This is a genomic window from Fictibacillus aquaticus (assembly GCF_002245695.1).
Taxonomy (GTDB): Bacteria; Bacillota; Bacilli; order Bacillales; family Fictibacillaceae; genus Fictibacillus; species Fictibacillus aquaticus.
In genome coordinates this window covers 118,980-141,797 of the sequence record NZ_NOII01000001.1, presented here as the reverse complement: position 1 = coordinate 141,797, position 22,818 = coordinate 118,980, and the positions used below count along the sequence as shown (strand labels likewise).

Annotated in this window: 40 protein-coding genes; all 40 read right to left on the bottom strand. The window is 43.8% G+C overall.

The genetic code is table 11. The features are described 5' to 3' along the window. Positions 1 to 10: 10 nt before the first annotated feature. The 40 genes from CGZ90_RS20555 to CGZ90_RS00655 all read right to left on the bottom strand — a co-directional run bounded on the left by CGZ90_RS20555 (position 11) and on the right by CGZ90_RS00655 (position 22,815). Positions 11 to 172, bottom strand: coding sequence for a hypothetical protein (locus CGZ90_RS20555; RefSeq protein ID WP_165766724.1), 162 nt, complete (start codon positions 170 to 172; stop codon positions 11 to 13). A 155-nt stretch (positions 173 to 327) separates the two neighbouring features. Beyond that, positions 328 to 822, bottom strand: a complete 495-nt coding sequence (locus CGZ90_RS00835) for a hypothetical protein (RefSeq protein ID WP_094250440.1) — start codon at positions 820 to 822, stop codon at positions 328 to 330. A 109-nt stretch (positions 823 to 931) separates the two neighbouring features. Further along, complete coding sequence (locus CGZ90_RS00830) at positions 932 to 1,495, bottom strand: hypothetical protein (RefSeq protein ID WP_094250439.1); 564 nt, start codon at positions 1,493 to 1,495, stop codon at positions 932 to 934. Positions 1,496 to 1,498: 3 nt separating this feature from the next. After that, positions 1,499 to 1,903: a hypothetical protein gene (locus CGZ90_RS00825; RefSeq protein ID WP_094250438.1), complete on the bottom strand. Its 405-nt coding sequence runs from the start codon at positions 1,901 to 1,903 to the stop codon at positions 1,499 to 1,501. Then, positions 1,900 to 2,391: an HK97 gp10 family phage protein gene (locus CGZ90_RS00820; RefSeq protein WP_205727360.1), complete on the bottom strand. Its 492-nt coding sequence runs from the start codon at positions 2,389 to 2,391 to the stop codon at positions 1,900 to 1,902. The genes CGZ90_RS00825 and CGZ90_RS00820 overlap by 4 nt, the downstream gene beginning before the upstream one ends. Further along, complete coding sequence (locus tag CGZ90_RS00815) at positions 2,384 to 2,710, bottom strand: hypothetical protein (protein WP_094250437.1); 327 nt, start codon at positions 2,708 to 2,710, stop codon at positions 2,384 to 2,386. Before CGZ90_RS00815 ends, CGZ90_RS00820 begins: the two co-directional genes overlap by 8 nt. Positions 2,711 to 2,718: 8 nt before the next feature. Next, entirely contained in the window at positions 2,719 to 3,051 is a 333-nt protein-coding gene (locus CGZ90_RS00810; RefSeq protein ID WP_094250436.1) for a hypothetical protein, read from the bottom strand. A 9-nt stretch (positions 3,052 to 3,060) separates the two neighbouring features. After that, entirely contained in the window at positions 3,061 to 3,306 is a 246-nt protein-coding gene (locus CGZ90_RS00805; protein WP_094250435.1) for a DUF7210 family protein, read from the bottom strand. Between the two features lie 52 nt (positions 3,307 to 3,358). Then, the gene (locus CGZ90_RS00800) at positions 3,359 to 4,348 is read right to left on the bottom strand and encodes a major capsid protein (protein WP_094250434.1); all 990 of its coding nucleotides are present in this window, start codon (positions 4,346 to 4,348) and stop codon (positions 3,359 to 3,361) included. 13 nt (positions 4,349 to 4,361) lie between these two features. Further along, positions 4,362 to 4,715, bottom strand: coding sequence for a hypothetical protein (locus tag CGZ90_RS00795; protein WP_094250433.1), 354 nt, complete (start codon positions 4,713 to 4,715; stop codon positions 4,362 to 4,364). A gap of 3 nt (positions 4,716 to 4,718) precedes the next feature. Further along, a complete protein-coding gene (locus CGZ90_RS00790; protein ID WP_094250432.1) occupies positions 4,719 to 5,390 on the bottom strand; it encodes a phage scaffolding protein in 672 nt (223 codons plus the stop codon). A gap of 81 nt (positions 5,391 to 5,471) precedes the next feature. Then, positions 5,472 to 6,584 (bottom strand): phage minor capsid protein, encoded by a 1,113-nt coding sequence (locus CGZ90_RS00785; RefSeq protein WP_094250431.1) that lies wholly within the window; start codon positions 6,582 to 6,584, stop codon positions 5,472 to 5,474. A 103-nt stretch (positions 6,585 to 6,687) separates the two neighbouring features. Next, a complete protein-coding gene (locus CGZ90_RS00780; RefSeq protein ID WP_094251741.1) occupies positions 6,688 to 8,292 on the bottom strand; it encodes a hypothetical protein in 1,605 nt (534 codons plus the stop codon). 17 nt (positions 8,293 to 8,309) lie between these two features. Continuing rightward, entirely contained in the window at positions 8,310 to 9,572 is a 1,263-nt protein-coding gene (locus CGZ90_RS00775; protein ID WP_094250430.1) for a PBSX family phage terminase large subunit, read from the bottom strand. Then, positions 9,569 to 10,297 carry a phage terminase small subunit gene (terS, locus tag CGZ90_RS00770; RefSeq protein WP_094250429.1) on the bottom strand — a complete coding sequence of 243 codons (729 nt, stop codon included), beginning with the start codon at positions 10,295 to 10,297 and terminating at the stop codon, positions 9,569 to 9,571. Before terS ends, CGZ90_RS00775 begins: the two co-directional genes overlap by 4 nt. A gap of 61 nt (positions 10,298 to 10,358) precedes the next feature. Beyond that, on the bottom strand, positions 10,359 to 10,742 hold the full coding sequence (locus CGZ90_RS00765) for a hypothetical protein (RefSeq protein ID WP_094250428.1): 384 nt from the start codon (positions 10,740 to 10,742) through the stop codon (positions 10,359 to 10,361). Between the two features lie 727 nt (positions 10,743 to 11,469). Next, on the bottom strand, positions 11,470 to 11,712 hold the full coding sequence (locus tag CGZ90_RS00760; RefSeq protein WP_094250427.1) for a hypothetical protein: 243 nt from the start codon (positions 11,710 to 11,712) through the stop codon (positions 11,470 to 11,472). Between the two features lie 286 nt (positions 11,713 to 11,998). Beyond that, complete coding sequence (locus tag CGZ90_RS20550; protein WP_165766723.1) at positions 11,999 to 12,151, bottom strand: hypothetical protein; 153 nt, start codon at positions 12,149 to 12,151, stop codon at positions 11,999 to 12,001. Between the two features lie 13 nt (positions 12,152 to 12,164). Continuing rightward, a complete protein-coding gene (locus tag CGZ90_RS00755; RefSeq protein ID WP_094250426.1) occupies positions 12,165 to 12,488 on the bottom strand; it encodes a hypothetical protein in 324 nt (107 codons plus the stop codon). A 26-nt stretch (positions 12,489 to 12,514) separates the two neighbouring features. Next, positions 12,515 to 12,946 (bottom strand): hypothetical protein, encoded by a 432-nt coding sequence (locus CGZ90_RS00750; protein WP_094250425.1) that lies wholly within the window; start codon positions 12,944 to 12,946, stop codon positions 12,515 to 12,517. Further along, positions 12,946 to 13,113, bottom strand: a complete 168-nt coding sequence (locus CGZ90_RS00745; RefSeq protein WP_094250424.1) for a ClpX C4-type zinc finger protein — start codon at positions 13,111 to 13,113, stop codon at positions 12,946 to 12,948. Before CGZ90_RS00745 ends, CGZ90_RS00750 begins: the two co-directional genes overlap by 1 nt. 2 nt (positions 13,114 to 13,115) lie before the next feature. Beyond that, entirely contained in the window at positions 13,116 to 13,505 is a 390-nt protein-coding gene (locus CGZ90_RS00740; RefSeq protein ID WP_094250423.1) for a hypothetical protein, read from the bottom strand. Further along, positions 13,505 to 14,245, bottom strand: a complete 741-nt coding sequence (locus tag CGZ90_RS00735) for a metallophosphoesterase family protein (RefSeq protein ID WP_094250422.1) — start codon at positions 14,243 to 14,245, stop codon at positions 13,505 to 13,507. Before CGZ90_RS00735 ends, CGZ90_RS00740 begins: the two co-directional genes overlap by 1 nt. After that, positions 14,220 to 14,654, bottom strand: a complete 435-nt coding sequence (locus CGZ90_RS00730; RefSeq protein ID WP_094250421.1) for a RusA family crossover junction endodeoxyribonuclease — start codon at positions 14,652 to 14,654, stop codon at positions 14,220 to 14,222. The genes CGZ90_RS00735 and CGZ90_RS00730 overlap by 26 nt, the downstream gene beginning before the upstream one ends. A gap of 121 nt (positions 14,655 to 14,775) precedes the next feature. Continuing rightward, positions 14,776 to 14,946, bottom strand: coding sequence for a hypothetical protein (locus CGZ90_RS20545; RefSeq protein WP_165766722.1), 171 nt, complete (start codon positions 14,944 to 14,946; stop codon positions 14,776 to 14,778). Beyond that, the gene (locus CGZ90_RS00725; RefSeq protein ID WP_240515318.1) at positions 14,946 to 15,476 is read right to left on the bottom strand and encodes a dUTP diphosphatase; all 531 of its coding nucleotides are present in this window, start codon (positions 15,474 to 15,476) and stop codon (positions 14,946 to 14,948) included. Before CGZ90_RS00725 ends, CGZ90_RS20545 begins: the two co-directional genes overlap by 1 nt. Then, positions 15,445 to 15,777 carry a hypothetical protein gene (locus tag CGZ90_RS00720; protein WP_094250419.1) on the bottom strand — a complete coding sequence of 111 codons (333 nt, stop codon included), beginning with the start codon at positions 15,775 to 15,777 and terminating at the stop codon, positions 15,445 to 15,447. Before CGZ90_RS00720 ends, CGZ90_RS00725 begins: the two co-directional genes overlap by 32 nt. Beyond that, positions 15,774 to 16,160, bottom strand: a complete 387-nt coding sequence (locus CGZ90_RS00715) for a hypothetical protein (RefSeq protein WP_133063533.1) — start codon at positions 16,158 to 16,160, stop codon at positions 15,774 to 15,776. The genes CGZ90_RS00720 and CGZ90_RS00715 overlap by 4 nt, the downstream gene beginning before the upstream one ends. A 75-nt stretch (positions 16,161 to 16,235) precedes the next feature. Then, positions 16,236 to 16,685 (bottom strand): single-stranded DNA-binding protein, encoded by a 450-nt coding sequence (ssb, locus tag CGZ90_RS00710; protein WP_094250417.1) that lies wholly within the window; start codon positions 16,683 to 16,685, stop codon positions 16,236 to 16,238. Beyond that, positions 16,679 to 16,936 carry a hypothetical protein gene (locus tag CGZ90_RS00705; protein ID WP_094250416.1) on the bottom strand — a complete coding sequence of 86 codons (258 nt, stop codon included), beginning with the start codon at positions 16,934 to 16,936 and terminating at the stop codon, positions 16,679 to 16,681. Before CGZ90_RS00705 ends, ssb begins: the two co-directional genes overlap by 7 nt. Then, complete coding sequence (locus CGZ90_RS00700; protein ID WP_094250415.1) at positions 16,936 to 17,280, bottom strand: hypothetical protein; 345 nt, start codon at positions 17,278 to 17,280, stop codon at positions 16,936 to 16,938. Before CGZ90_RS00700 ends, CGZ90_RS00705 begins: the two co-directional genes overlap by 1 nt. 16 nt (positions 17,281 to 17,296) lie before the next feature. Continuing rightward, on the bottom strand, positions 17,297 to 17,521 hold the full coding sequence (locus tag CGZ90_RS00695; RefSeq protein WP_094250414.1) for a hypothetical protein: 225 nt from the start codon (positions 17,519 to 17,521) through the stop codon (positions 17,297 to 17,299). Positions 17,522 to 17,536: 15 nt separating this feature from the next. Then, the gene (locus tag CGZ90_RS00690) at positions 17,537 to 18,484 is read right to left on the bottom strand and encodes a DNA cytosine methyltransferase (RefSeq protein ID WP_094250413.1); all 948 of its coding nucleotides are present in this window, start codon (positions 18,482 to 18,484) and stop codon (positions 17,537 to 17,539) included. After that, positions 18,481 to 18,690 carry a hypothetical protein gene (locus CGZ90_RS00685; protein ID WP_094250412.1) on the bottom strand — a complete coding sequence of 70 codons (210 nt, stop codon included), beginning with the start codon at positions 18,688 to 18,690 and terminating at the stop codon, positions 18,481 to 18,483. Before CGZ90_RS00685 ends, CGZ90_RS00690 begins: the two co-directional genes overlap by 4 nt. Beyond that, entirely contained in the window at positions 18,683 to 19,174 is a 492-nt protein-coding gene (locus CGZ90_RS00680) for an HNH endonuclease signature motif containing protein (protein WP_094250411.1), read from the bottom strand. Before CGZ90_RS00680 ends, CGZ90_RS00685 begins: the two co-directional genes overlap by 8 nt. A gap of 2 nt (positions 19,175 to 19,176) precedes the next feature. Beyond that, positions 19,177 to 20,721, bottom strand: a complete 1,545-nt coding sequence (locus CGZ90_RS00675) for a zinc-finger domain-containing protein (RefSeq protein ID WP_094250410.1) — start codon at positions 20,719 to 20,721, stop codon at positions 19,177 to 19,179. A 28-nt stretch (positions 20,722 to 20,749) separates the two neighbouring features. Then, on the bottom strand, positions 20,750 to 21,040 hold the full coding sequence (locus tag CGZ90_RS00670; protein WP_133063532.1) for a hypothetical protein: 291 nt from the start codon (positions 21,038 to 21,040) through the stop codon (positions 20,750 to 20,752). Continuing rightward, positions 21,003 to 21,884: an ATP-binding protein gene (locus CGZ90_RS00665; RefSeq protein WP_240515317.1), complete on the bottom strand. Its 882-nt coding sequence runs from the start codon at positions 21,882 to 21,884 to the stop codon at positions 21,003 to 21,005. The genes CGZ90_RS00670 and CGZ90_RS00665 overlap by 38 nt, the downstream gene beginning before the upstream one ends. Beyond that, positions 21,826 to 22,536, bottom strand: coding sequence for a Replication protein O (locus CGZ90_RS20995; RefSeq protein ID WP_240515316.1), 711 nt, complete (start codon positions 22,534 to 22,536; stop codon positions 21,826 to 21,828). Before CGZ90_RS20995 ends, CGZ90_RS00665 begins: the two co-directional genes overlap by 59 nt. 12 nt (positions 22,537 to 22,548) lie before the next feature. Continuing rightward, a complete protein-coding gene (locus tag CGZ90_RS00655) occupies positions 22,549 to 22,815 on the bottom strand; it encodes an AbrB/MazE/SpoVT family DNA-binding domain-containing protein (protein WP_133063531.1) in 267 nt (88 codons plus the stop codon). Positions 22,816 to 22,818 lie beyond the last annotated feature (3 nt).

Here is a 22,818-nt window from a genome sequence, read left to right as displayed (position 1 = left end):
CCCTCCTCTCTTATAAAGGTTGTGCTGCTCTCAGCCGCTGCAGCTGCTCAATGTCTGTTTCATACTTCGCTTGTTCTTTTTGGTCTTCTTTCGGTTTGATAAGCTCCACGAATTCTTGACGATGTTTCTGATCTTCCTTGCTTTGAGAAGGGTGTGAGTGAACGCGGGCCATGAAATTCATCCAAAATTCCATACTCTCTTTTTTAACTGCAGCCTCTTCCTCTTCCTGAAGAGTAATGAGGTGACCCAGAACCTCAACGAATGGAGCATTAATGACTTCCTTGCGCCCTCCCAGCTTGTTGGAAAGCCGATAAACGAACGCTTCGATTAAGCTGATGTTTTTCCGGTTACCTTCTTCATGAAGTTCTGAAAATTGATTTTGGCTGCTGTTAGGGCTAAAGACTTTTTTACTCGTGTCATAAGCCTTTCTACGTCATTCTCTTCAATGACAGCATCGTATACATCAAGAACTGTCATGAGTTTCTGACCTTTCAATACATTTGCATCTATACCTGAAAGAATGCTGAGCAATCTTGTCGCTTGTTCCGGCATGGAAACAGCGAGAGTTTCAAAAGAGTTGACTAAATGATTCACTAAATCCATAGCCAGCTCGTTATTTTCGTCTTCAATACCGCTGAAAATGTTGTCTATGACCGCTTTTAAAGCATGATCATCTTTCAATTGATGGATAATGTCCTTTGTTGCCACCATTAATTGGTTGAATTGGTCGAGTGAAATGTCCTCGATGGTAAACTGGCGCGTGGTAACTACTTCTTCGCCGCCATGATTTTCTTTGATTTTTAATGAGATATTAGTAGGCATTTGGTTGCTCCTTTTATCAAAATAAAAAAGGACCGGTGTTATCCAGTCCTTTCCTTGTCCCTTAGTTAGTATTGCTCCTCCGCAAACATATACGGGCTCATAAAACTATCTAAGGGGTCACTACGTTTGGGTCCTTTGGTCCGATATAGAAGAAGTTTCCTGGCTTATTCGCATCAAACCCATCTCGCGGGTAAAGCTTGAGCGTGATCTCGAGGTTACCTTGTGCATTTTCGTAAGCCCTAGTGAGCTCACCGACTGCCGCCATCTTGTAAAGGTTGATATCTAGTGATTTGTCAGTGCCCATTACACGAGGGTGAATTGTGATTTTCTTTGCACGGTCACGCATTGACGTGCCGATTTTGGAGTCCATCAGACCGACCACTTCACTAGTGGTAGTATCCGTAATAGCATCCGCATAACTCATCGCCAGCTGCATGAGCTTGATAGTCGGTTTGGCAGCGATAATCTTAACTTCGCCCTCATACCCGTTTACGTATTCATCGTACGTCGAATCGCCGAAATCAGCGATCTTCATTTCTTCAAGGATAGGAGAAATTGAAACCTCTCCACCTTCTGCCTGCAAATTTTCTTTTCCGTCAAATTTAATAATGTCTGCGCCTTCACCGATTGTAATATCGGCTAAGCCAAACGGAATTTTCGATACTTCCGGCATTCCTTATACCTCCCTTAAAATTGCTTGAAAATTAATGCTGTATTCCATGACACCGTCATCCACACCAATGCGGTTTGGCTCAGCCATTGCACGAATAAAAAGAACGTGATAGGTTCGCTGACCTACTACGTTCTCACCATCGTATATATCTTCAGTTACAATGAAATTTACCAAGCCGTTCAATGTCTGATATGCCTTTTCCGCATGCTCGCCGGCCATACGCCAGTCGGAGGATTGGATATAGACCATATATTGCGGATAACGTGTTTTTGATTCGTATTGATCAGGTGGTAACCCACCCTCATAATAAACGGCGCCAGTGTGGTCGTCAGAGGTAGAATAATCGATTGACCATTCAAGTGAAGGAATCTTTTCTTTTAACAAGTCTTTGAGATAACGCTGGATCATCCTCTGCCGCCTCCTAACGTCCGTTTTAAAATTCGTTTGTTCATCTCGTCATAATCTTCTTTCGTCGCGTTGATCGCATTTTGAAGAAACTTGCGGCCGGGCTTAAACCCCCTCCACGGAGGCTTTGCCCTTGTTTTTTCTCCAAGTCCATCTTTATAGAAGTTCTCGAATTTGGCACCGTTATCATACTTGGCTCGTATGCCGCCCTTTTTAGGAGACTCATGCTGTTTTAAAGCATATGGCAAGTTGGAACCGCCTTCTACGACAACTAAATTGCCTTCTCGCTGAGCTTGGCCGAAGTTAAGGCTTTCCTCAAGATCACCAGTGTCTTTATGAACAAGCGCTTTGGCTCCTTCTTCCACCAGTTTTCCGTATTGAGAGTATTCTTCCAAAAGGATTTTTTCGAACTCTTCGTTCATGTTGTCAAACAGCTGCTCGAGCTCCTGTAAGCCGTCCCATTCAATACGCAATACATCGTCCCTAGCCAATGTAAACCGTCCTGAAGAACACTTTTGTTCCCGCTAGATTCGTTGATTCATTGACAGCGATGACAGCACCCTTTGTAAGTACATCAAAGACATCCTTGTACTGAATCTCTGTGCCTTCTACTACGTTAATGTCTGGCATGAGATCCACTTCAAGTGATGCTTCCTTTTCGGTGCCGTCTGCTCCTTTAATGACCCGAACCGTCTTCTGGACACGTGCTTTTACCTCACGAGCCGATAACTTAGGCCGTCCATAATCATCCTTAATGACCTTCCCATCAGGTGTAGTCATAGGGACCATCAGCGTGACCTTTTGCCTCATCGGGGGTCTCATATCAACCGACCGATTCCTGCTCGTGATGGACGTAGAATGGTAATCACATCAGGAGAAATGCCGCTGCCTTCAAAAGTTACCGAAATCCCTTTGGTTGAAAAACTCTTCACGCCATGCCGCTTATATTTCGAGAATTCCTCATCTTCCCCTTCGAGCATGTAGAGCACTTGGAGTGCTATTACACGATCGGATAAAGAGGAAGGAGGGAAGTGGTCTTTCAATAGTTCCTCGGCCGAAAAGACCGCCTTCACCTTCCCAGGCTCATCGAGCGCCGCATATGCTTCAGCGTTGTTCAACTTGCCCAGATATTCGTTGACTGTTTCAAACATAGGAGTCACCTACTCTGCTTTTGTAAGAGCTTCCACCAGTTCGTCTTTTTTCATGCTGCTGAACCCTTCAATGCCAGCTGCTTCAGCCAGTTCCTTGAGCTCATCGACCTTCTTAGATTTCAATTCAGTTTCAGCCGATTCAGAGACTTTATCTCCGAGTCGTTCTGCTTGTTCAGCTGTCAATTCCACTTCCGAACCGCTTTGTACGATTTCTCCATTGTGAACCAGGTATTCATTCGCAGTATATTTAGGCATGATAGCCCCTCCTTTTAATTAATAAAAATAGACAGGGTGGTTAAGCCCTGTCTTAAACGTTCAGCCAAACAACAGCAGATGGACGTTGGAATGCCGGGAAGGCTGTTTCACCTACAAATACAGCTTGCATTGGCGGATCAGTTTCTTGAATCTTCGTCACGACATAAATGCCAGACTCCCAGTTCTTTTCAACTGTTGGGCCAATGCCTGTGAAACCAAGATCCTGACCAAGGAACACGATTCGACGTTCAGGAAGAAGAGCTTGCTCTCCGTTTCCGTCATCAATGTCAATCATGTCGTCCTGTACTTGATAAGGCGGCAAACCGAGAGATGAGAACACATTTTGAAGGTCAGAGCTCGTGATAAGTCGTTTATCGACCTCACCGCGGATTTGAAGCTTGATTTGCTGGTTAGCAAGAAGGTCAGCTTCAACTGCTTCAGAAATGTGCATGACAACCGGCTTCCTGTTCTTGTTGGCCGCACGGAACTGTTTAACAGCTGCACGAAGATCTGTCAGTGGATTTGAATTGACTTGATCGCTCCACGCAGTCGTAGCTGTCAATTTGTTCGCTCCAGGAATGTTGTAATCAAATTTAATGACCACGCCGTCCTGGTTGTAATCAAAACCGCCATGATAAAGAGCACGAGCACGCATCCACTCTTCTGTGTCATACACAGAGTTGACGAGATCATCCACTTCTTCGTAGATGTAATTGACTACACCTTCAGCTTCACGAGTGTTGCGCGGGTTGTTAAAACGGAACATTTCTCTTTCATCAAGACGGAAAGACGTCTGAATCTTTGCAAGTTGACCCATCGCCTTGTCAATGCCTTGCTTATCACGCAGTGGAGCGCCAGCATTCAGGCCTGTAACCTTTGCAGCTTTTGTGTATTTCCCGTTAAAAATGTTGTACGTGAAATCAAGATCGTCCATCTGCTTGTTAGGCAGGAAGGAACGAAGCAGGTAATCTTTCGCAGCCGGTACGTTCTCAACGTAACCGAGGAATTCTTCTTTTTGAAATTCATCCAAGTGTAATGGCATGTCTTAGTCCCCCTTATCGTACTTTGTAACGGCTTCCGGCAGCAGTTAGGAATGCAGCTGAAAGAGTTACTTTATTTTTATTGAAATACGCTTCTTCAAAACCGCCGACAACCGTATCAGCTCCTGCTTCAACCTTAACATCGTGTGTCGTTACATACGGTGTACCAGTGTCAGCATCTGCCCACGGCTTAGCTCTGCCATCTGCAGGTGATGTCTTCAATGACACCGGCGTGCCTGCTTTAACGATGCCAGCTGGGAAAAGAGCTGCATCCAATGTCAACCCGCCCACCTTAAAGATGAGTCCCTGAGTCGTTTTCAAGATCTCGTTTTGAACTGTGATAGAATCTGTTTTTGGCTTAAGATTCACGTTCTATTCCTCCTTTTTATGACGCTGTTTGGCACGTTCTGCGCCTTTGTTGCGCTTATCTTCTTTGCGTTGATCGTTGCCCGGTTGACGTGAACCCGGGATATAACGGTTTGGCTTGGTTGGTTCAGTAGGTTCTGCAGGTGCAACGCCACTCGCTAGATATGGTTTTTCTGCAAGAAGTGCCTCAAGCGCTTCCTTTACCCCTGTCACCGATCCATCTTCTTTCACCGTCAGTTCTTTATCCCTTATAAGGAGATAAGCGACATCTGGGTCAACGATTCCAAGTTCGGCTCCGGTGTATTTCACCTCGGCCTTAATCAGCTTTTCGTTCGCCTTCTGCTCGGCTACCTGAGCCTGCGTTTTAGCTTGGTTCAGCTGCTTTTCAAATTCCAAGTTCGGGTCCGGGTTGATTCCAAAGGTTTCAAACACCTTCTTTATCAAATCTTCCTGACTCGTTTTTGATTGGGTCTCTAACCCTTTCAATTTGGTGCGGTACCCTGCCGCTTCATCCCTTAGCTTTTTGACGTAATCTTCATCATACATTTTCGGTTCCGCTGCTGGAGGATCCGTTGCCGGCGGTGGATCACCTGCAGGCGGTTCCGAAGGCGGTTCCGAGAAGAATTGAAGATTAAGACGTAGCATATGGCTGAATGACATTTGTTGTTTTTTTAGCATCAAGCTAATTCCTCCTTATAGCCACCAGGACTATTCCAGCTTTTAGCGTCATCAGGTTTGGACAAGAAAAAAGAAGCTTATTCAGCCTCTCAGTGTACTTCTGTATTCATCCTGCAGTTCCTGAAACTTAATGGTGTTCTGCCGCTTCATCCTGCGATAAGCTCCCAATGTCTTTGGTGCTTTATCACCGAGCGCCATGACCATATTAGCGTAAGCTTTCTTTTCTTGATTCGCTTTCCTGCGGATCTCCTGTTCCTTCTCATACGCTTTACGCTGTGCGGGTGTTCGTGTGTCCTTCTCAGGTTCCCACTTCTTCCATTTGTCTCTTTCTTGCTGCAGTTCTTCATCCGTTTTGAACGCTTCGACATATGGCCTGGTTGTTCCATGACAGTTCGGATGATATGGTGGCAGCTTAACTTCTTTTTGAGACTTGAATCCTTCGTGTTCACCAGTGAGAGATACGACCATATTCCGGTACTTCGAGCAAATGGGGCATGTGGTGCTGTTCTCATGGATCTGCACCAGTCCCACTTTCGCTTCGGTATACCGCTGGTTAGAACCCTTTACATGAGCATCGCGAATTTTCGTGTTCACCACGGTGCGTGCGTAAAAGTCGAGTGGCAGCTTCTTCCCATCTTTCGTGACGAATGAGGTAAGTCCATTCTTCGCGAACGCCTGCGCCACTTCTTGTGCAGCTACTTTTCTTGGGTCACCCGTAATCAGGTTTTTCGCCATGGTTGACCGGACATCATTTAGCGTTTTCTCAATGGTTATCTTAGCGTTCTTTTTTGCGGTTCGAATCGCCGCCTGAAGATCGAGCAAAGTATCATCTGCAATCTCAGACAGTGCTTCAAGATGGATTCTCTTTTGCACCTTTGATGGTTCAGCAGCGAGTACACCTGAGATTACCGCACTCATTTCAGCAGCTGTGACAGTCGCTGTTATTTCAGCCGACGTGGCCACAAGCTCCTGAAGAGCAACCGAAGCTTCTTGGATGCCCTCGTAGTAACTGTCTTTAATTTGGTTTGGCACCACCTGTGTGACGGTCATACCCAGCCGATCTAAGGATTCAAAGATGGATTCAATCAGCTTCATTTTCTTTTTGTCATTTAAGAGATCATTCACATTGTTCACTTGCCCGAATATATCTTCCATGACCTCAGAAAAATGAAGCAGCAACTTATCTAGGTTCATGTTAGAACCCCCTTACTTCTTCCTCAACCACACACCGCAGCCTAAACAGTTATTTGACTTGCCGTCGAACCGGTGACCGTTCTGGCCGCAGAAGTCGTACCCCTTAAACATTTTCATCAACTTCTTCATCATCTTCTGTGACCAGCTCCTTATCTCGGTTATCCTGCAGGTTTCCTAATGTCTGCCTGCCTGCTAAAAGCGAAACCGTGTCATCACCTTGAGCGCCCTCTTCAATGCGTGCCAGTTCCTCTTGAATCCATTCTTCTGATGCGTGAGGGTTATTCCTCCGAACGGTCGTTTCAAGGCTTGCTGTGCCATCTGTATACTCTTTGTTGTTCTCTTCCACCAGTTCCTTACGGTTCACCGGCATCATTCCATTCAGTGTGATTTCCGGTTCCTCAATTATTATGGCGGGGTCATCTTGGTTCGCCAACCATAGACAGCTTTCAAACAACTGCTGCAACAAGTAAATATATTCAGCCTGGATATTCTCTGCTTTTATGATAGAGACAAACAGATCATAAAATTTTGCCACGCCCGATTGTGCCGGCGCTCCACCGTCCATATAAAAATCAACTGCTTTTTGAGACGTCTTGGTTTCAATCAACATGGCTTGAACCAATTCTTTTACCCATGTCATGTCACCGATCTTCGTCGTATCAATCTGGACGAGAGCGAGTGCTTTTCCTTGTTCATCGTATGTGGTGATTTCGAAATCCCTGTGGTCAATCAGATTTTCGTTTTTATATCGCTCATATGCTTTATCCTGCGCCTCTTCAAACGTTTTCTGCGGCACCGTTAACCGAGGTTTTCCATTACGTTCAAACGTGATTCCCGCTCTTGTAAGCGTCCAGTTGATTTCTTCTTGTTTGCTCTCCTGCCCTTTTAATGCAGATGTGCCCAATGGAAAGCTCATCGTTTTTTCGTTTGCCCAATACTGAATAAATGGGCGTGATCTGCCCATAAAGATCGTTTTGAGCTGTTCAAGCCCCAATAGTTCTATAGCTTCTGCATCTTCAACCGGTTCAGTCCTATTGCCCTCTTTAACCCGAAAAAGCATATGTTCTGTTTCGAGATCTGTTTTATCCCATCGCTCACGATATACATGCAGGTAATCATGACCGGCTATCTTTCTGTCATAAGCTAAATCAGCTCCAAGGCCATCCTCGTGCGGAAAGTACACGTCCCTCTTCTTAAAATCAATTCGTATGCCTCGTTCATCCTTCCACGGCACAGCTACAATACCACCATCTACCTGATGCTGTACGATATTGGACCAGTGTTCAAAGCGAAGGTTGCTGTTCTTTGCGATTTGCTGGATAATTTCGTCTTGAAGATTTTCAATACGATTATCAGCAGCGTCTCCTCTTGGACCGTCAATGATTTCGTCACTAGATTCATTCGCGGCCTCGTTCTGCTCGTCTGTCGATTTAATTGATGACTTAATCTTTCCGATTGATCGGGACACAAGAGTCGCAGGGATCTCCGGTATCAATTTGCAGATGTTTGCGACGATATATGGACTTCGAACATTAATAGTCTTAATTTGCTTCTCACCGATGATATCAACGATTTCTCCCTTTTCTATCAGGTCTTTCGCCCGAGAAAAGATTTGAGAGTGGTTGCCTTCGTATAGTTCGCGGTAAAAATAAATCTTACCGTGCTCCCGTTCAATAACTTTTTCGCTCCATTCATTCCATTCGATCACGTTATCACCTTCTTCCGTCAATAAGCTCGTTTTAAATCCACTACATCATAATCATCAAGCGCATACCAAATAGCCGACAATGTGTGAGGGTCAATGTTAAACTCATCTTCCTGCATCTCACCTTCTCGGTTGATTTTAAATGTTAAGTATTTCAGCTCTTCGATTGTGTTCACGCAGCGGTCAGAGCAAATAATCTTTTTGAATCGCTTTATTTTCTTGGTATACTGCAGCCTTGACCCTTGGAATTTTTTTGCGCCACGCATCCTGAATCCTTTTCGGCTGTAGTAAGCGATGGTTTTTGGTTCCGCTGAATCCGCACGGATCTCTTCTCGGTTCTTTTGAAACTCAATGATCTCCTCGGCCGTCACGTCATCTGTCGTTTTATTCTTGTAATATTCCCAGTAGATGTAGAGGATAAGGTTCTTCCTGTCTACCGCTACCCGCAATAGTGCATTATAGGAATCTTCAAAACCAAAATCCATCCCACTTCTTTTCAAAGGTCGTTCAATCTTCTGGATATGGTCCATCACTTCTTCATGCGCCGCAACCGAAAACTGAGGGAATACTCGCGACCCATTAATACCGAACTCACCTTTGCGAGCAATCCGGTGCAAGTCTGGATCATGTGTCTTTAGTTCTTCCAGTTGCTCAATGTATTCAGGCGGCAAGAACAGGTTGTCATCCGCTGTAGAGTGATGGTAGTAGGTATTATTTATAATGATTGTTTTCTTCCTATACAGTTCTTCATCGTCTAATACGAAGTATTTCTTTTTTTCATCTTTAAAGAAATGTTTGTAACACCAGTTATTCTTACTCACTGGGTTTGTAGATAGAATCATGTGCAGTTTAAGAGTCGGATGTCGAAGGCGCCCCAACAGTTCCTTGAATCCGGCATACTTGATTTCTGAGCACTCTTCCAACCACACGATAGAAATGTTATTAATGGATTTTAACTTGGCTGGCTTATCCATCCCTTTAAATATGATTTTGCTACCATTGGGGAAACGGATTTGCATAGGTGAAGATATGCACCTGACCCGACTGTCTAAATCTAGGTCAATTATGATTTCTTCCAGCAGCGAGAATGTAGAGTCTCGGTGTGTGTCGTAAACCTCTCTTACAACAAGCGCGGTTCGCTTCTCCTGCAGCAGCTTCATGATTAGTTTGAGAGCAACATGATATGATTTTGATGACCCGTAACCGCCCACAAGAAACTGGAATTTAGTGCTCCAGTCAAACAAAAATTCATCGAAACGCGGATTGATCTCTTTTTCCATCACGTTTGACTCTTTCGTTTGATGATGATTTCAATCGGCTTGTCGTCATCGGAAGCTTTATCGATATCGGCCTTTGTCTTTTCGATATTCAATCTCATCTGCTCGAGCTTCAACCTGCGTTCATCATGGACATGAGCCATTTCATCGAATTGTTTAATTAACCCTCTTAACTCGGACATTGCCCTGGACTGGGCATTTAAGAAAGTAGCATGACGATCCCAAGCAAATTGAATGTCGTATTTATCCGAGCCACTGTCTCCCCAACCAACTTGACTTCTTTCTTTTGCCATATCATTTTTGTCTGCTACAAACATAATGTGTTGTGCTCTAATGATTGCTGCGTATTGTATTTGAATCTGATCCCATATCAAGTCCGCCGGAGAACGATTGTTTACCAATTCCATAATCTCCAATGTTTCAGGAGGGAGATACTTCGAGAAAATACCGTGTTTCTCGGCAGCTTTGTTGCGTTTCGGGAATTTAGAAACAGGATTCTGATTTCCTTTATTGCCCGGTTGACCTCCAGACTTTTTCACATTAGTAACGTTCCTTTTCGAATTAGTAACGTTACCTTTCCCTTGTTCCCATTTGTCCTGGCTCTTCCACTTCCGTATCTGAGTGTCCGATACCCCTAAATCAGCTGCAATGTCTTTGAGCTTCTTCTTCCCTTTGCTCGCTTCCCATATCTCCCTGGCTTTATCTCTGTTCGGATCTCTTGCTCTTGGCATTACGTCATCCCCTTTTACCTCCCTATATAAAAAGCCACCTCGCTAGGAGATGGCTCATTGTTTACTCTCTATTGAATTCAATCTTACCTACTTCATCCAGTCCGGTTAGCGCTGTTCCTTTTTCCGTCACCGCCATTTTTGCATTAGCGATTACCTTTTCATCATTCCATATCTGAACGAATACAGCATCGGTTTGTTTCTTGATGCCGGCAGCGTGGCGAACTAACATTTTTAACTGTTTTTCATCTGTTGCTTTCGTGATGAAGTCAACATAGTAAGTGCCGTTCTTATCCATGCGATCGTTCTTGATTTCATACTCAGGAACTTTAACCGATTTCTTTTCTGCATGTTCCTGGACCTGCTTCTCGTAATCTTCCTTTGTTGTACCCTCTACACATCCAGTAAGCATTAATAAAAGCGCAGCCGCTGTAATTAGCTTCTTCACGACATATCCCCCTAATAATTCCATTTTTGAATTATTATAGCATATGCCGGTTTAGCCGATTTTCAAACTTGCTCATTTTCGACAGCAGTCCAATGTTAATTAGAAAATTTTAGTAGATTCCACGCTAGGAATTTGTTATAGTAAATTGACCTTTAAAAGACTCCCGCAGGGAAAATAGGGAGCACCCATTTACATACGCATTGCGTAAGAGGGAGGTGCCCTATGAATCAGCGAAAATCTGATTCTCTCGTTGAGCACGTTTTGATTATTCAATTGATCACTGCGTACATCGAGTTAACAAAGACCCTTCTGTAAAGAGGGGTTTTTGTTATTTATTCACTCTCTATAACCAACAACAGGGGGATAAGCTGTTATTGATTATAGGCAGTGAATAAACTGCCAAATTGATTGCGGCCTAACCCATCTCGTCATCCGCCTGCACTCGCCCCTAAATGGCTTGTGTTCCCTTTTTTTAAAGAACGCGGGAAAGGATTTGCACCTTTCATGTCTCTTTCGTGGACCCGTTTTTTGGGTGATACTATCCATGATTAGCGTCTACCTATTCCGCCACCGCGTTTTTACTCCACTCTAAACTAGACCCATGCTTTAAGGCAGGTTGCGACCCTGCACTGTCCGAGACCCGGCTCATTCCTTAAAGGCTTACTGGAATCTAGTTTACAGAGAGCAAATTAAAAAGCATCCATCTGAAAAATGGATGCCCTTAATGTTATTTCTTGCTATAGATTAAGTCGTCAGCGTTTTCTGAACCGTCAAACCACTTATCTATAATTTCTTCGGTAGTCAATGCGAATAAATCTCTCATAAACATCGCTTCAGGATGATCTTCTCCGGGCATTATGTAATCTTTTGCTGTCGAAGAAACTTTTTTATGTTTTGCAAGATGTGCAGCTAATGCCATCGCAACAGCCTTTTCACCAAGAATTTTCATATCTAGCTTAGCTATTTTCAATTTCAGTCACCTCCTCCCGATAATGTCATTCGGCAAGAGGAAACAATTTCCTTCTTTTAAGTCAGAAGAAGAAGGCGCGGTGACACCTCCCCTCTATGTACCACAATAGAAAAACCACTTCCCCTCGCTTTAAGGCAATGCGCTTTCACACACTGACCGACCGGGATAGCCCCGATCCTACGAGAAAAGGTGGTTTTATAATCTACATACTAGATATGTGGTTAATATCATCTTATCAGGGAATCTGTTGTAATTTGTATACGATTAGTATTCAAAAAGTATACGTTTATTCGTAACAGTTAAGTTGAATGCGCAGCTGCTTGTTCTCTTCTTCCAGTTCCTCAATTCTTGCTACAGCATAAGCGTGCACTTGGTTCTCCTCATTCATTTTCAGCAGGTCTTTGATGGTTTCGTTCATTTTTGGATAAGTTTTTACCATCGCTTGCTCCCCCTTATAAAAACGATCCGTCTAATAACATGACACCAGACTCTTCTTTGAGAATGTACTCGAAGTATTCTTCCATTGTTTCGTTATGCTGTTCGAGACCCGGGTGTTCGCAATAATACGAATTGTAGAATTTTCCGAGCGCATAAAACTTATCGACTTCTTTCATGTTTTGTCTTACGTCGTTTTGATTTTCACCAGCTGCCACTTGCTCTTCATACAACTTTACCGCAAATTCTGGGTTGATTGATTTTATTAGTGCGTAATAAGGATGCTTAAACTCAAAGAAATGAAACCCATCTAATCTCTCAATACCCTTCTTATTTCCCATAATTAAAACCTCCCATTTTTTGTTTTCTACCACAGATAAAACGCATCCGCTATCATGCCCATCAGCTCATACTTTTCCTTGAAGTATTTCTTCCGGTTTGTTGTCAGGTTCATCTGGATCATCGTCTGCTCATCGGTGTAATCCTGAATGAACCGCAGATCCCACATCTTGCGCTGGTCATCGTGTACAGATTCGTAAATGATATCGAGCTTTTCTTTTTGTATCTTCTTCTGCAACAGGGAATCTCTCATGACCACGATGTTTTCCACTCCGCTGTTGAATTGATTACTTCTCTGCGCTTCTGACGGGTTGTAGTTTACAGTCATAGATTGTTCCGGTAAATCCACGCTCATGCTCTTTATGATGGCTTCCAGTGTGCCGTATGAGCGCATGAGGCGCATTACTTCACGTTTTGCACGTTTGCTTAATGTGCGGTCTATCAGTTCCATTTGCCCCATCAGCTACCGCCTTTCTCCTTATCATCCTCAGAAAGAAATTTTGCCGCGACTTCCACACACTGATCACATATACACGACTTATTAATACCGACAACAACGGCCTTTACTTCTTCATCCTTCTTTCCGCAGAAATCACATTGTATTTTCGTTTCATAGGTTATGCCCATGATTACCCCCTATTCGATCCGTCCTCAATATTTACTTTCACTTTATACTTGAGTGCGTTGATCTCTTCCTTCGTACTTTCAAAGGCATTGTTCCATCGTTTCATGCTGCCGTATGCTTCTGCTTCATCCAGTCTCAACTGAACGACAGCCAGTTCAGCCTCAGCTGCCTTATTCTTCGTTGCGGCAATGTACGCTTCTGCATGCACCTGTTTCCGTCTGGCATATATCTTCTTGTATTCCTCTGACAGTTCAGCAGACACCTTGCCGATGAAAATGAGCATGCGGGATAGTACGGATATACGGTGTACATGATTTTCCTCTGCTACCTCATTCAGCTGCGCTTGGCATTTCTTGATTTCAGCAATGTGGTTGTCTAACCATTTAGCGGACATTATTTCGCCTTAATTCGGTCCAGCTTCTTTACCGAAACCGAATCATAACCAATTTCGTCAATAACCAAGCAGTTCAGCTGATACCCGTATGCGCACGCACCGTCTATGCCAATCTTTTTGTCCCCAAAGTAAATGCCAGGCTTTTGATGCAAGTTAATACAAGGTGTATGACCATGAATAACTGTTTTATCGTGATTATGTGAGTTATATAAAAATGGTTCTCTAATCCAAATGAACTCTTGCTCACTTGTTTTTTTCCAGTCATCCATCAAAGGATTAATTCCCGCATGGACGTAAATGTGATTATCGTCTTCATGATAATACGGCAGAGCTTTTAAAAATCTGATTTCTTCATCATAATTCTCAATAATTTCTTGCGCATAATCCAACACGCGACTTGGCGACCAAGTAAGAAAATCAACTTGTTCCTCACTGATTCCTAAATAACTGGCTACCGTTGACCCTCCACCGTTTATCTTGTACAAGAACGAATGCATTACAGGGTTGTCCAGCCAATCTAAAAACATTTGATCATGATTTCCTCTCAGAGCTACCGCCCCGTTGTTGTAAACATGACGCTTTACTAGATCTACGACTTCTCGATTACTTTGCCCCCGATCTACATAATCACCAAGGAAAATAAGCTGATCATTTTTTGAATCGTAATTAGCCGTTTCTAACAAAAGTTCTAGTTCTTCATAGCAGCCGTGAATATCACTTATCACCAATGTTCTTGTCATTAAGCTCCTCCACCTTCACTTCGATTCTTGGCCGTTCACTATAAAACTTGGAAACTTGTACACTCACGATCTGCGAATCATCTTTCCACAACACTTTATTTAAACCATCGGAAACAATCTTCAAGTAATTGTCAGCATCCGGCTTACTCACTGGTCTTATTACACCTTCTTCAGCGAGCTTCTGATTCTTCTTGCTGAAGCTTTTCGGAATCGGGCGGTATATTCTTACCTCTAGTTGCAAAGCGCCCTCTAAGAGAGATTTTGGCGCATGCTCACTTGCGGCTAATCGGAGATAGTGTTTGTAGTCCTTCGATTTCTGCGGGTCATACATTCTCACCTTGCCGCCAAAGGAAGAGGCTCTCGCTCTCCCTTGGCTTACAGGCTCACCCAGTACGGTGAATTCAATCATCGCTCGCACCTAATCTGATATTCTCTTTCCAGTGCCTCATCGCTCATCTTTTCAAATACGTGTTCTGGCTGCCCTGTGCGGAAATGGAGGATGGAGATCATGTTCTTTCTTTCATCCAAAGTCATAAAATCGTCCTCAATTCTTCGATAAATACCTGATGAGCCAGTGCCACACGCTCTGCCACGATGTACAATGTGCTGCCAGGTTCTTCTTTGCTTTTTGTTTCCAGCAGCTGCTCGATTTCAGCTTCTTGCTTGCGGATCAGCGTGAGGATTTCGTCTTGTTTATTCATCAGTATCCATCCTCCTGGCGCTTGTGATTGACCGCGTTCTTTTCCATGTATGCTGCCTCTACTTGTTTCCAGGTGAAACCGAGCATTTCGCCCAAACCGATATAAAGTTCTAATCCTTCGTGATAATAACCACCTTGCCCTTCTTCATACACATCCCAATCAACTTGGAATAACGCTGTGAATTGTCTTGTGATAGAACTGAATTTAAGTTCTTCTATCGCCAACCCATCCGGATCAAATTCATGCTCTAGTCCCAACTCTAAAACAAAATGCAATCCGTCCACATATTCCTCTAGGAGTGGGTTCTTAATTGTAAAACCACCATTAGGATCATTTGTAGTCTTTGCGAATGTCCTCGGCTCCTGATCCGTACTCCAAAATTTAAACCCGCGCCACTCGTTCGCACACTCGCCAATCTCGACTAAAAGAGCCAGGACAAGCTTTTCAAACCTGTCCGCCCCCTGGTAATTAATGCGGTCCCTTAATTCCTGCTGTTTTTCAAATAGCGGTTTCAGATTCAATGTTTTCATCCTCCAGCAATTGATTTAATAACGCTTCTGCAAATTCAGCTGCACGATCCTCTTCACTTGGCAACAAATCTCTTACATAACGTTTACCAAGTTTAAAAACAGCCAGTTTTCTTACACAATCCCACGCCACAGCCCAAGTACCGACACCATATTTGTCATATAAAGCCTTTCTGTATTTTTGATAAACTACATTCAGGGCTTTCGTGTTGTCTTGAGCTACTCTGAAGTCTTTACCTGTTAGTTCTTTGATGACTTGTGCTTTTATGTCAGCAATTAATAATCCTTTTTCTTCATCATTCACCCTTTCATCCTCCTAGCTTTCTGCCTTACAGAATCGTAAGTGCGGTTTAATTGCGCTGCTACTTCTCGCAGGTGCGTTTCCTCTCTAATCGCTTTCTGGAGTACGGCAACCTCGCTGTCCTTCCATGTATTTTCCGATGGTGCAGGTGTGCCGTTTCTCATGCGGTGAAGCTTGATCCGTATCGAATTAGCATTTCGTCCTAATAGGAGTGCTGCCTGATGCGGAGCAAGTTCCCCTGACAGGCAGCGTTTTAATACCACGATTTCATCCGGCTTAAAGTCTTTCCACCCTTGCCGGCCTCGTGTACCTTTTCCGGTGGATTCGTATACTCTCGTTTCCCAGCGCTCTCCGCATTTCGGGCAGTACACGCTTTTTCGTTTCACGATGCCGATGCCAAACACTTGAAAAATGAGATTGCAATCGTCACATATGAACTGTTCGTTTTTTGGTAACATTTTCTAAAAAGGTAAATCTTCGTCAGAAATACTTATCGATCCGCCAGCGAATGGATCCGGTTCATTTTGCCTTTGCTGCTGTTGCTGGTTCCTTTGATTCGCGCTGTCTGAACGGCTATTGTCGGATTGCTGATTCCTCGGCTCCAAAAACTGCACGCTCTCTGCCATTACTTCTGTCACGTAGACTCTCTGGCCTTGATTGTTGTCGTAGCTGCGTGTCTGCATTCTTCCGTCCACTCCAGCAAGTGAACCTTTTTTAAGATATTGCGAGGCTGACTCAGCCGGTTTTCGCCACACCACACAGTTGATAAAATCAGCTTCCTTTTCACCCTGCTGATTGGAGAATGGGCGGTTGACCGCAAGTGTGAAGTTTGCTACAGCCACTCCATTTGGCGTGTATTTGAGTTGCGGATCAGCCGTTAATCTTCCTACCAATACGACTCTATTTAGCATTGTTGTTCCTCCCATTTAACCCACCCATCATATCCACTGTCTTTCGGGTTTTCTTTTTTCATCCGTTCTTTATCTTCAACGACATATGCAACCTTAATCACTTTTGACAAGGTCAGCCTTTCATCGCCAGTAAAATCGTCGTAGTCACTTTTCATTTCTTGAAAAGCTTTTTCCGCAGCTTCAAGTGATCCATATTCATAAACTTCACTGTCGCTAGTTGTAACTAAATAAGTTTCATATATTTCACCCATTATTCATTACCTCCGTTTGTTGTTAGTTCATCAAACCATTTCCTGTCACCCGTCATAAGCGCCAAGTCAATGAGTACGTCCCTGTTCGCTTTGTGGTATCTCCAGTTGACTGGATTTATCCAGCTATCTTCATGCGATTTCGTTTCAATCTGTTTCTTCACTTCTTTGCCGTTGATCTGTACGGTAACTTCTACGATGTTATGCAGATCATAATTGCTTTGTGGAGCTGTTTTCAGCCAGCCGATTTCAATTCGTTTATTTTTGCCTGCTGGACAGCTACAGTACACCGAGAATAATTTTCCTTTGAATATCCCTTTGTCTCCGCACTTTTCACACTTGTACATCCTTATCCCTCCCAGATCAGTCTTTGTCCGGAATAAACATCATGTGTCCTTTACAGCCCTTTGACATCAATATGACCGCTTGTGCCTGATACGTTTTCAAATTGCCTTTATCATCGGAAGTATGAACTGGTGTGATTCCTTCCTGCCTGAGCATTACACTCAGGTCAGAAAGGAATTTGTCTCGCATCACCATGTAATGTATTTTTCCATTTTCGTCTACAAGTCCGACTGGAATGTTCATTGTTACCCTCCCAGATTAAGTTGTGACCGCTTCCGTCAACAGCACTTCGAATATCGCTTCCAGGACGTTCACTACGATGCTGTTGCCGGCCAGTCGGTATAATGTGGCATTGCGCTTGTTCGGCGCTCCTGGATATGCTTTGAGCACTTCCTTGAAATCCTCATCATCGAATCCCATGAGGCGCCAGCATTCCCTCTCTGTTAGATACCGGTATCCCCCTTCAATCGGGACAATGCCGGCATTCGGGCTGCGGTCCTGTCGAGTACTGATGGTCCAGCAATGTGATTCAATTACATCCAAAAAGCGATAGTTCATGTTCGGCGGTGCGTATTCCCTGATGCGGTTCAGCATGCTTGGGATCTTGATCATGTATTGTTCTTCCGTCACGTCCGTCTCCAGCAATTCGCTGATATGTCGTGCCGGTTTTCGTTTTAGCCGGCTGAAATCAAATACTTCACCACTGAGGGTCGAAATTGTGAAGACTCTCTCCCTTTTCTGAGGCATTCCGAAATCCATCGCATTTAGAACTTCAAAGCTGTTGGTGTATCCCAGTCTGCTCATTTCAGCGAGGTACTTGCTAAAGGAGTGAATCATATCTTTATCGAGCACCCCTTTAACGTTCTCCCAAACTACCACTCTAGGTTTCCAAGCGCCCATGTTCTCGATGATTTTCAACGTCTCCCACATGAGCGAGCTGCGTGTTTTATCCTCGTCTTTTCCTCCAAGTCTTGTGCCAGCTCTGGAAAAGTCTTGGCATGGCGAACCATGTACAAGGATGTCCGGTTTTAAACTGTAGCCAACCACCGACTGCGCCCGATGACGGTTATCATACAGAGCGTTATATGCTCGAACTGCCTTTTCATCAATCTCCACATAGTCAATTGATTTATGATCTATCCCAAGGTTGATAAGCGCCTTTCTTGGAGCACCGATGCCGCCAAATAATTCAAGAATCTTTATCATGCGTGTTCCCCTTGTCTGTTCCCCTCTATATTGACTACACTGGAAAATGGGTTTCTATTGCCTATTATCAGATGACGTTCGTAAAAGCGCCCGCGGTGTTCTTTCTTTACCGCCACCTTGTCATCGACTTCTGGATGAATGACGATCAGCTGCAAGCGTTCGTGATCTACACTGGCAACTGTTTTGCTTACCACCCATCTACGCATCGCCCTGTTCCCCCTGCATGAATTTCTCGAATGCTTCAGGTGTCGGATTATGAATCAACCCTTCTTTCCAGAGGTCATAGGCATCTTTCATGTAATGCGGCCCGAAAATTTTCTTGTGCTGCTCCCGCCAGTAATCTGCGTATGCTCGGTCTGTATGGCATAAGGTGTGGAATTCTTTCGAGAGAGGAACAAGGTTTCTGAATCCTCCGCGGCCGCCCTGCGAACGGAATACAATGTGGTGCATCTCAATGTTGGTTTGTCCTGTTTCCGCGCACCCACCACCATAATGCAGCAGCGCTTTCTCGTAATCTACTTTCGATATTTCACCGCGCCTCTTTCTGTGCGGGATCTTCACACCCTTGTACATTTCCACTTTCTTTTTCGTCTTGCGCTTGCGGTTATATCGCCTTTCTTTAAATACAGGCTTGTCTTTCTCTGTCTGATGCTTCATCGGCTTAGGGACAGCGCGAACATCATCAAACATGGTTACAGCACCGCTTTGATGAATGTTGTGGATGCCTCAAACTTCGCTTTCATTTCTTGATAATCTTTGCCGGATTGTGCCAGCAGGTTCATCGTTGTGCGGTATTGGTCTTTTAGATCAGCGAGCTCTTGATACAGCTCTCGATTGAACGGTTCTGGCTGCGGTCGGTTATTCAGTTCGTCAATCTGAATTTTTAAATCTCTGTTTTCTTCTGCAAGACTATCAACATGTTCTTTTAGTTGCCCATTATCCGCCCTCAGTGTTCCTGCTTCTTCTCTGAGTGCGTTTATTTCCGCTTTAAGAGCTTCGTATTCCTCGAAAGGAAAAGCTTCAATCTTAGGCATTTCCTGAACAAACGGGGGTGACTGCCAACTTGTTTCTTTTTGTTCTCGAACACGCTCTTCCAACTTCTCGATTGGAGGTGTTTTTACCCGCGGCTGCGTAAGTCCCCATTCCTTCTTCATCTGGTAGAACTTTGGAAGGTCCAGTCCGAACTCTTCCGCGATCTCCTTGTTCTTCTTGCCTTGTGCTAAAAGATCCACGAGCAATTCCTTTGTCAGCTTCTTTTCAGCTACAACCGTCATCTTCTTTTCCTCCCGCACCTTTATTTTGTTCTTGCGTTTTGGTTTCGGAGCACTCTCTTTCTTGATGTCCAGTATCTCGCCCAGCTTCTTTAAATCCCTTCCTGCTGGGCACTCCACCGCGCAATATCTGTTTAACGAATCAGTAGGATCTTTACCTTTTCCGTAAAACTCCAACTTTTTCTTACAAGGTTTGCAGTGAATATCCATAATTTCATTGGCTATCATCCTTACCCGCTTCTTGTCCATGTCCTCCTCGTTTTCTCCGGCTAGATATTGAGTAAGTCTGGGTCTAATTTTCCGTACAGTTCGACTAACATGTACCTGACTCCAACCCAATTCTTTACCGATTTGATATTGAGTTTTATTTCGCAAAAGCGCTCTAACGATTATTTGTTCTTTAGGATTCAAACTCTGGATAAAATCTTCAACTTCAACATTTGTGAAATCTTCGTTTTTGCCAAGCATTTGTTCAAGTGTGGTTTCCTTATCTCCGCCAGATCCTCCATCGAAAACAACAGCGTCAAGAGATTGCGTTTTAGAACGAATGTAATCAAGTCCAGCCAATGCTTTTTTCTTTGTTGTGCAAAGTTTTCCGACTATTACTTCCAGAGACTCATTTTCTAATCCATTGGAGATTATCTCCATTCCTGTTTCCTTAGCTGACCTCGAAAACTTTACTCCTGGGTTCATGTCCCGCAAAGTTCGTTTTATATATCCCAAGATGGTTGGCACGGCAAACGTAGAGAACTTTTTAACATCTCCGTTAAACTTTTCTGGATCCCAATTTTCAAATGCCTTTATTAAGCCAATAAACCCGTATGAATGAATGTCTTCTCGATCAAGACCAAGAGCGTGTGCTCGATTAACAAACTTATTTGAAAGTTTATAAACAAGCTTTCCGTATTTTTCTACAAGGTCTTCTTTAGTCAGCAAATTACCTTCAATTTCTTTTAAAGCCTCCATTCATCATCACGCTCTCCCCTTTAACCTCCTAACAGAAGTTGATTCCACTTTCCCGAGGTTTGACCTTGCCTTTCCTTGCTCGGCAAATCAGCAAGACGGCCATTTCATCTGGATCTCGATTCAGTCTCTCGGCGATGACTTTCAGCGACCATCCTGCCTTCCACATCTTGTCGAGGAATTTAACCTCGTAAGCAGCGAAACGGAGATTCATATCCTCGCATGCGGTGTATCCGTTTACCGCCGTCATGTGCGACCTTTCGATTTCTCGTATCGCTTTATTCTCATTGCGATCCATCAGCCTGTTTCCTTTCGTACTCATCAATAGAGATCCCGAGCACTTTTGCCATCGCTCTGGCTTTGCGGTAATTCGTCGCCCGATTATAGATGCAATTCATGTTTCCGATGATGCGCCACCATGTACGTCCCTTGTCATCCAATTTATAAACGATTTCGTCGCTTTCAAATTCCTGCGGAGTTAAGTTCGATGTAGCCCAAATCGGTCGATTCCCGCGTTCCCTTCCGTTAATAATTTGGAATATCCAATCCTTCTCTTCCAAGCTCAACTTTTGAGAGCTCATGAAATCATCCCAAACTAACAGGTCAGCAGTCACACAAGCATCCATGATCTCGAAAAAGGATTCTTTGTTGTTAAAGTTCTTTGTTGAATTGAATCGGTTCAAGAGATCCTTTTCTGTCATGAACACAACCGAATATCCTCGCTCAATCAGAGCGTTTGCTCCAGCAGCTGTGATATGACTCTTTCCGTTTCCAGTTTCACCGAACAGGAACAACCCCTGCTTGCCTCGTTCGTCAAAGTGAAGGACCGCATCTTTCACTTCATCTACCGAACTTTGATATCCATTTCTCATTTTCAGGTTTTCAAAGGTCATGGCCCGAATATCTTCAAGTGAGCTGCTAAGCCGCAAAGCGTGTTGTATGCGTTTTTTCTTCAAGTAGTTTTCTTGCTCTTGTTTCTCTCTGTCCAATTTGTCAATATCACACTGGCAAGCACATATCACCCAGCGATCTTCACCAGTGATCGGATGCTTAATTTGGATAATCGGATATTCTTTTTGGCATACCGGACAAAGTACAGGCATAGGTTTATTTAAAGAGTCTGACATGCCCGCTTTCCTGAGGATGCTGTTCATCTGGTTTTGCATTCGGAGCTCCTTTCGGATAGATCGGCGTTTTCATTTCTTTAAGGACTTTATCCTTAACCCATTTTTTAATAGCCAGATAATCAGACTTGTACTTCCTTCCGCTCATTTCCTTGTACTCGTCTAATTCCTGAATCATTTTATCTGCAGCAACTTGTCCGTTTTCTTGAATAAGAGTTTGATATTCTTGTTCAGTTAGAGATACGAGCGCAGCGTATTTATTCTTTTTATTAACATTCTTTTCATTCTTATCATTCTTGTTTGTGTCTGCTGACGGTCTGCTCGTGGTCTGCTCGTGGTCTGCTTGTGGTCTACTTTCGGTTTCAAAACCATGATAAATGCAGTAATTGCATATGGTTATCGTGGTTTTTTTGCGGTCTGATTCTTTAACAATCATTCCGTCTTTTTCGAGCATTTCTAAAAAGCTTCTAAGCTTGGCTTTGCCCCAATCCCATCTTTCCATCAACTTCAATTCCGATGTAATGAAGCTACCTTTTTTGACTTCAACCAGATCGTTACCATGAACGAACTTATTGTCCTTGTGGTTTGCCATCATGAGGATATCGAGCCAAGCTTCATACTTGGAGAACTTTCTTTTCTCCTGGTAAATCCAATGTTCTTGAATCTTCCTTTGAAGCTTTATAAAGCCTTGCATCTGATCACCTGCTTACTTGCTATATTTCTCAATCATCAAAGAAACTTGTTCTTCCAATTTAGGTGCTGGCCCATCTTTTAAGAATCTTCCGACTGATTCAAGCAAACCGACCAGTTCTTCATGCGGATTACCGTATTCGCGCATTACAAGACCATCAGCTGACATGAACATTTCCATCGGCGTTCCAGTATCCCATCCCTGAGTGCGGCGTACTTCTTTCGGTATAACGACGCGGCCGAGTTCATCAATCTTTCGTACAATTCCAAGTGCTTTTTTCATGAA

What these genes read in the sequence shown, in the direction of transcription:
- CGZ90_RS20555 (WP_165766724.1), bottom strand. Translation starts at nt 172, where the DNA reads ATGGCCCGCGTTCACTCACACCCTTCTCAAAGCAAGGAAGATCAGAAA.
- CGZ90_RS00835 (WP_094250440.1), bottom strand. Translation starts at nt 822, where the DNA reads ATGCCTACTAATATCTCATTAAAAATCAAAGAAAATCATGGCGGCGAA.
- CGZ90_RS00830 (WP_094250439.1), bottom strand. Translation starts at nt 1,495, where the DNA reads ATGCCGGAAGTATCGAAAATTCCGTTTGGCTTAGCCGATATTACAATC.
- CGZ90_RS00825 (WP_094250438.1), bottom strand. Translation starts at nt 1,903, where the DNA reads ATGATCCAGCGTTATCTCAAAGACTTGTTAAAAGAAAAGATTCCTTCA.
- CGZ90_RS00815 (WP_094250437.1), bottom strand. Translation starts at nt 2,710, where the DNA reads ATGAGGCAAAAGGTCACGCTGATGGTCCCTATGACTACACCTGATGGG.
- CGZ90_RS00810 (WP_094250436.1), bottom strand. Translation starts at nt 3,051, where the DNA reads ATGTTTGAAACAGTCAACGAATATCTGGGCAAGTTGAACAACGCTGAA.
- CGZ90_RS00805 (WP_094250435.1), bottom strand. Translation starts at nt 3,306, where the DNA reads ATGCCTAAATATACTGCGAATGAATACCTGGTTCACAATGGAGAAATC.
- CGZ90_RS00800 (WP_094250434.1), bottom strand. Translation starts at nt 4,348, where the DNA reads ATGCCATTACACTTGGATGAATTTCAAAAAGAAGAATTCCTCGGTTAC.
- CGZ90_RS00790 (WP_094250432.1), bottom strand. Translation starts at nt 5,390, where the DNA reads ATGCTAAAAAAACAACAAATGTCATTCAGCCATATGCTACGTCTTAAT.
- CGZ90_RS00785 (WP_094250431.1), bottom strand. Translation starts at nt 6,584, where the DNA reads ATGAACCTAGATAAGTTGCTGCTTCATTTTTCTGAGGTCATGGAAGAT.
- terS (WP_094250429.1), bottom strand. Translation starts at nt 10,297, where the DNA reads ATGCCAAGAGCAAGAGATCCGAACAGAGATAAAGCCAGGGAGATATGG.
- CGZ90_RS20550 (WP_165766723.1), bottom strand. Translation starts at nt 12,151, where the DNA reads ATGGTAAAAACTTATCCAAAAATGAACGAAACCATCAAAGACCTGCTG.
- CGZ90_RS00755 (WP_094250426.1), bottom strand. Translation starts at nt 12,488, where the DNA reads ATGGGAAATAAGAAGGGTATTGAGAGATTAGATGGGTTTCATTTCTTT.
- CGZ90_RS00750 (WP_094250425.1), bottom strand. Translation starts at nt 12,946, where the DNA reads ATGGGGCAAATGGAACTGATAGACCGCACATTAAGCAAACGTGCAAAA.
- CGZ90_RS00745 (WP_094250424.1), bottom strand. Translation starts at nt 13,113, where the DNA reads ATGGGCATAACCTATGAAACGAAAATACAATGTGATTTCTGCGGAAAG.
- CGZ90_RS00740 (WP_094250423.1), bottom strand. Translation starts at nt 13,505, where the DNA reads ATGTCCGCTAAATGGTTAGACAACCACATTGCTGAAATCAAGAAATGC.
- CGZ90_RS00735 (WP_094250422.1), bottom strand. Translation starts at nt 14,245, where the DNA reads ATGACAAGAACATTGGTGATAAGTGATATTCACGGCTGCTATGAAGAA.
- CGZ90_RS00730 (WP_094250421.1), bottom strand. Translation starts at nt 14,654, where the DNA reads ATGATTGAATTCACCGTACTGGGTGAGCCTGTAAGCCAAGGGAGAGCG.
- CGZ90_RS20545 (WP_165766722.1), bottom strand. Translation starts at nt 14,946, where the DNA reads ATGAATAAACAAGACGAAATCCTCACGCTGATCCGCAAGCAAGAAGCT.
- CGZ90_RS00725 (WP_240515318.1), bottom strand. Translation starts at nt 15,476, where the DNA reads ATGAAAACATTGAATCTGAAACCGCTATTTGAAAAACAGCAGGAATTA.
- ssb (WP_094250417.1), bottom strand. Translation starts at nt 16,685, where the DNA reads ATGCTAAATAGAGTCGTATTGGTAGGAAGATTAACGGCTGATCCGCAA.
- CGZ90_RS00705 (WP_094250416.1), bottom strand. Translation starts at nt 16,936, where the DNA reads ATGGGTGAAATATATGAAACTTATTTAGTTACAACTAGCGACAGTGAA.
- CGZ90_RS00700 (WP_094250415.1), bottom strand. Translation starts at nt 17,280, where the DNA reads ATGTACAAGTGTGAAAAGTGCGGAGACAAAGGGATATTCAAAGGAAAA.
- CGZ90_RS00695 (WP_094250414.1), bottom strand. Translation starts at nt 17,521, where the DNA reads ATGAACATTCCAGTCGGACTTGTAGACGAAAATGGAAAAATACATTAC.
- CGZ90_RS00690 (WP_094250413.1), bottom strand. Translation starts at nt 18,484, where the DNA reads ATGATAAAGATTCTTGAATTATTTGGCGGCATCGGTGCTCCAAGAAAG.
- CGZ90_RS00685 (WP_094250412.1), bottom strand. Translation starts at nt 18,690, where the DNA reads ATGCGTAGATGGGTGGTAAGCAAAACAGTTGCCAGTGTAGATCACGAA.
- CGZ90_RS00680 (WP_094250411.1), bottom strand. Translation starts at nt 19,174, where the DNA reads ATGTTTGATGATGTTCGCGCTGTCCCTAAGCCGATGAAGCATCAGACA.
- CGZ90_RS00675 (WP_094250410.1), bottom strand. Translation starts at nt 20,721, where the DNA reads ATGGAGGCTTTAAAAGAAATTGAAGGTAATTTGCTGACTAAAGAAGAC.
- CGZ90_RS00670 (WP_133063532.1), bottom strand. Translation starts at nt 21,040, where the DNA reads ATGAGTACGAAAGGAAACAGGCTGATGGATCGCAATGAGAATAAAGCG.
- CGZ90_RS00665 (WP_240515317.1), bottom strand. Translation starts at nt 21,884, where the DNA reads ATGCAAAACCAGATGAACAGCATCCTCAGGAAAGCGGGCATGTCAGAC.
- CGZ90_RS20995 (WP_240515316.1), bottom strand. Translation starts at nt 22,536, where the DNA reads ATGCAAGGCTTTATAAAGCTTCAAAGGAAGATTCAAGAACATTGGATT.
- CGZ90_RS00655 (WP_133063531.1), bottom strand. Translation starts at nt 22,815, where the DNA reads ATGAAAAAAGCACTTGGAATTGTACGAAAGATTGATGAACTCGGCCGC.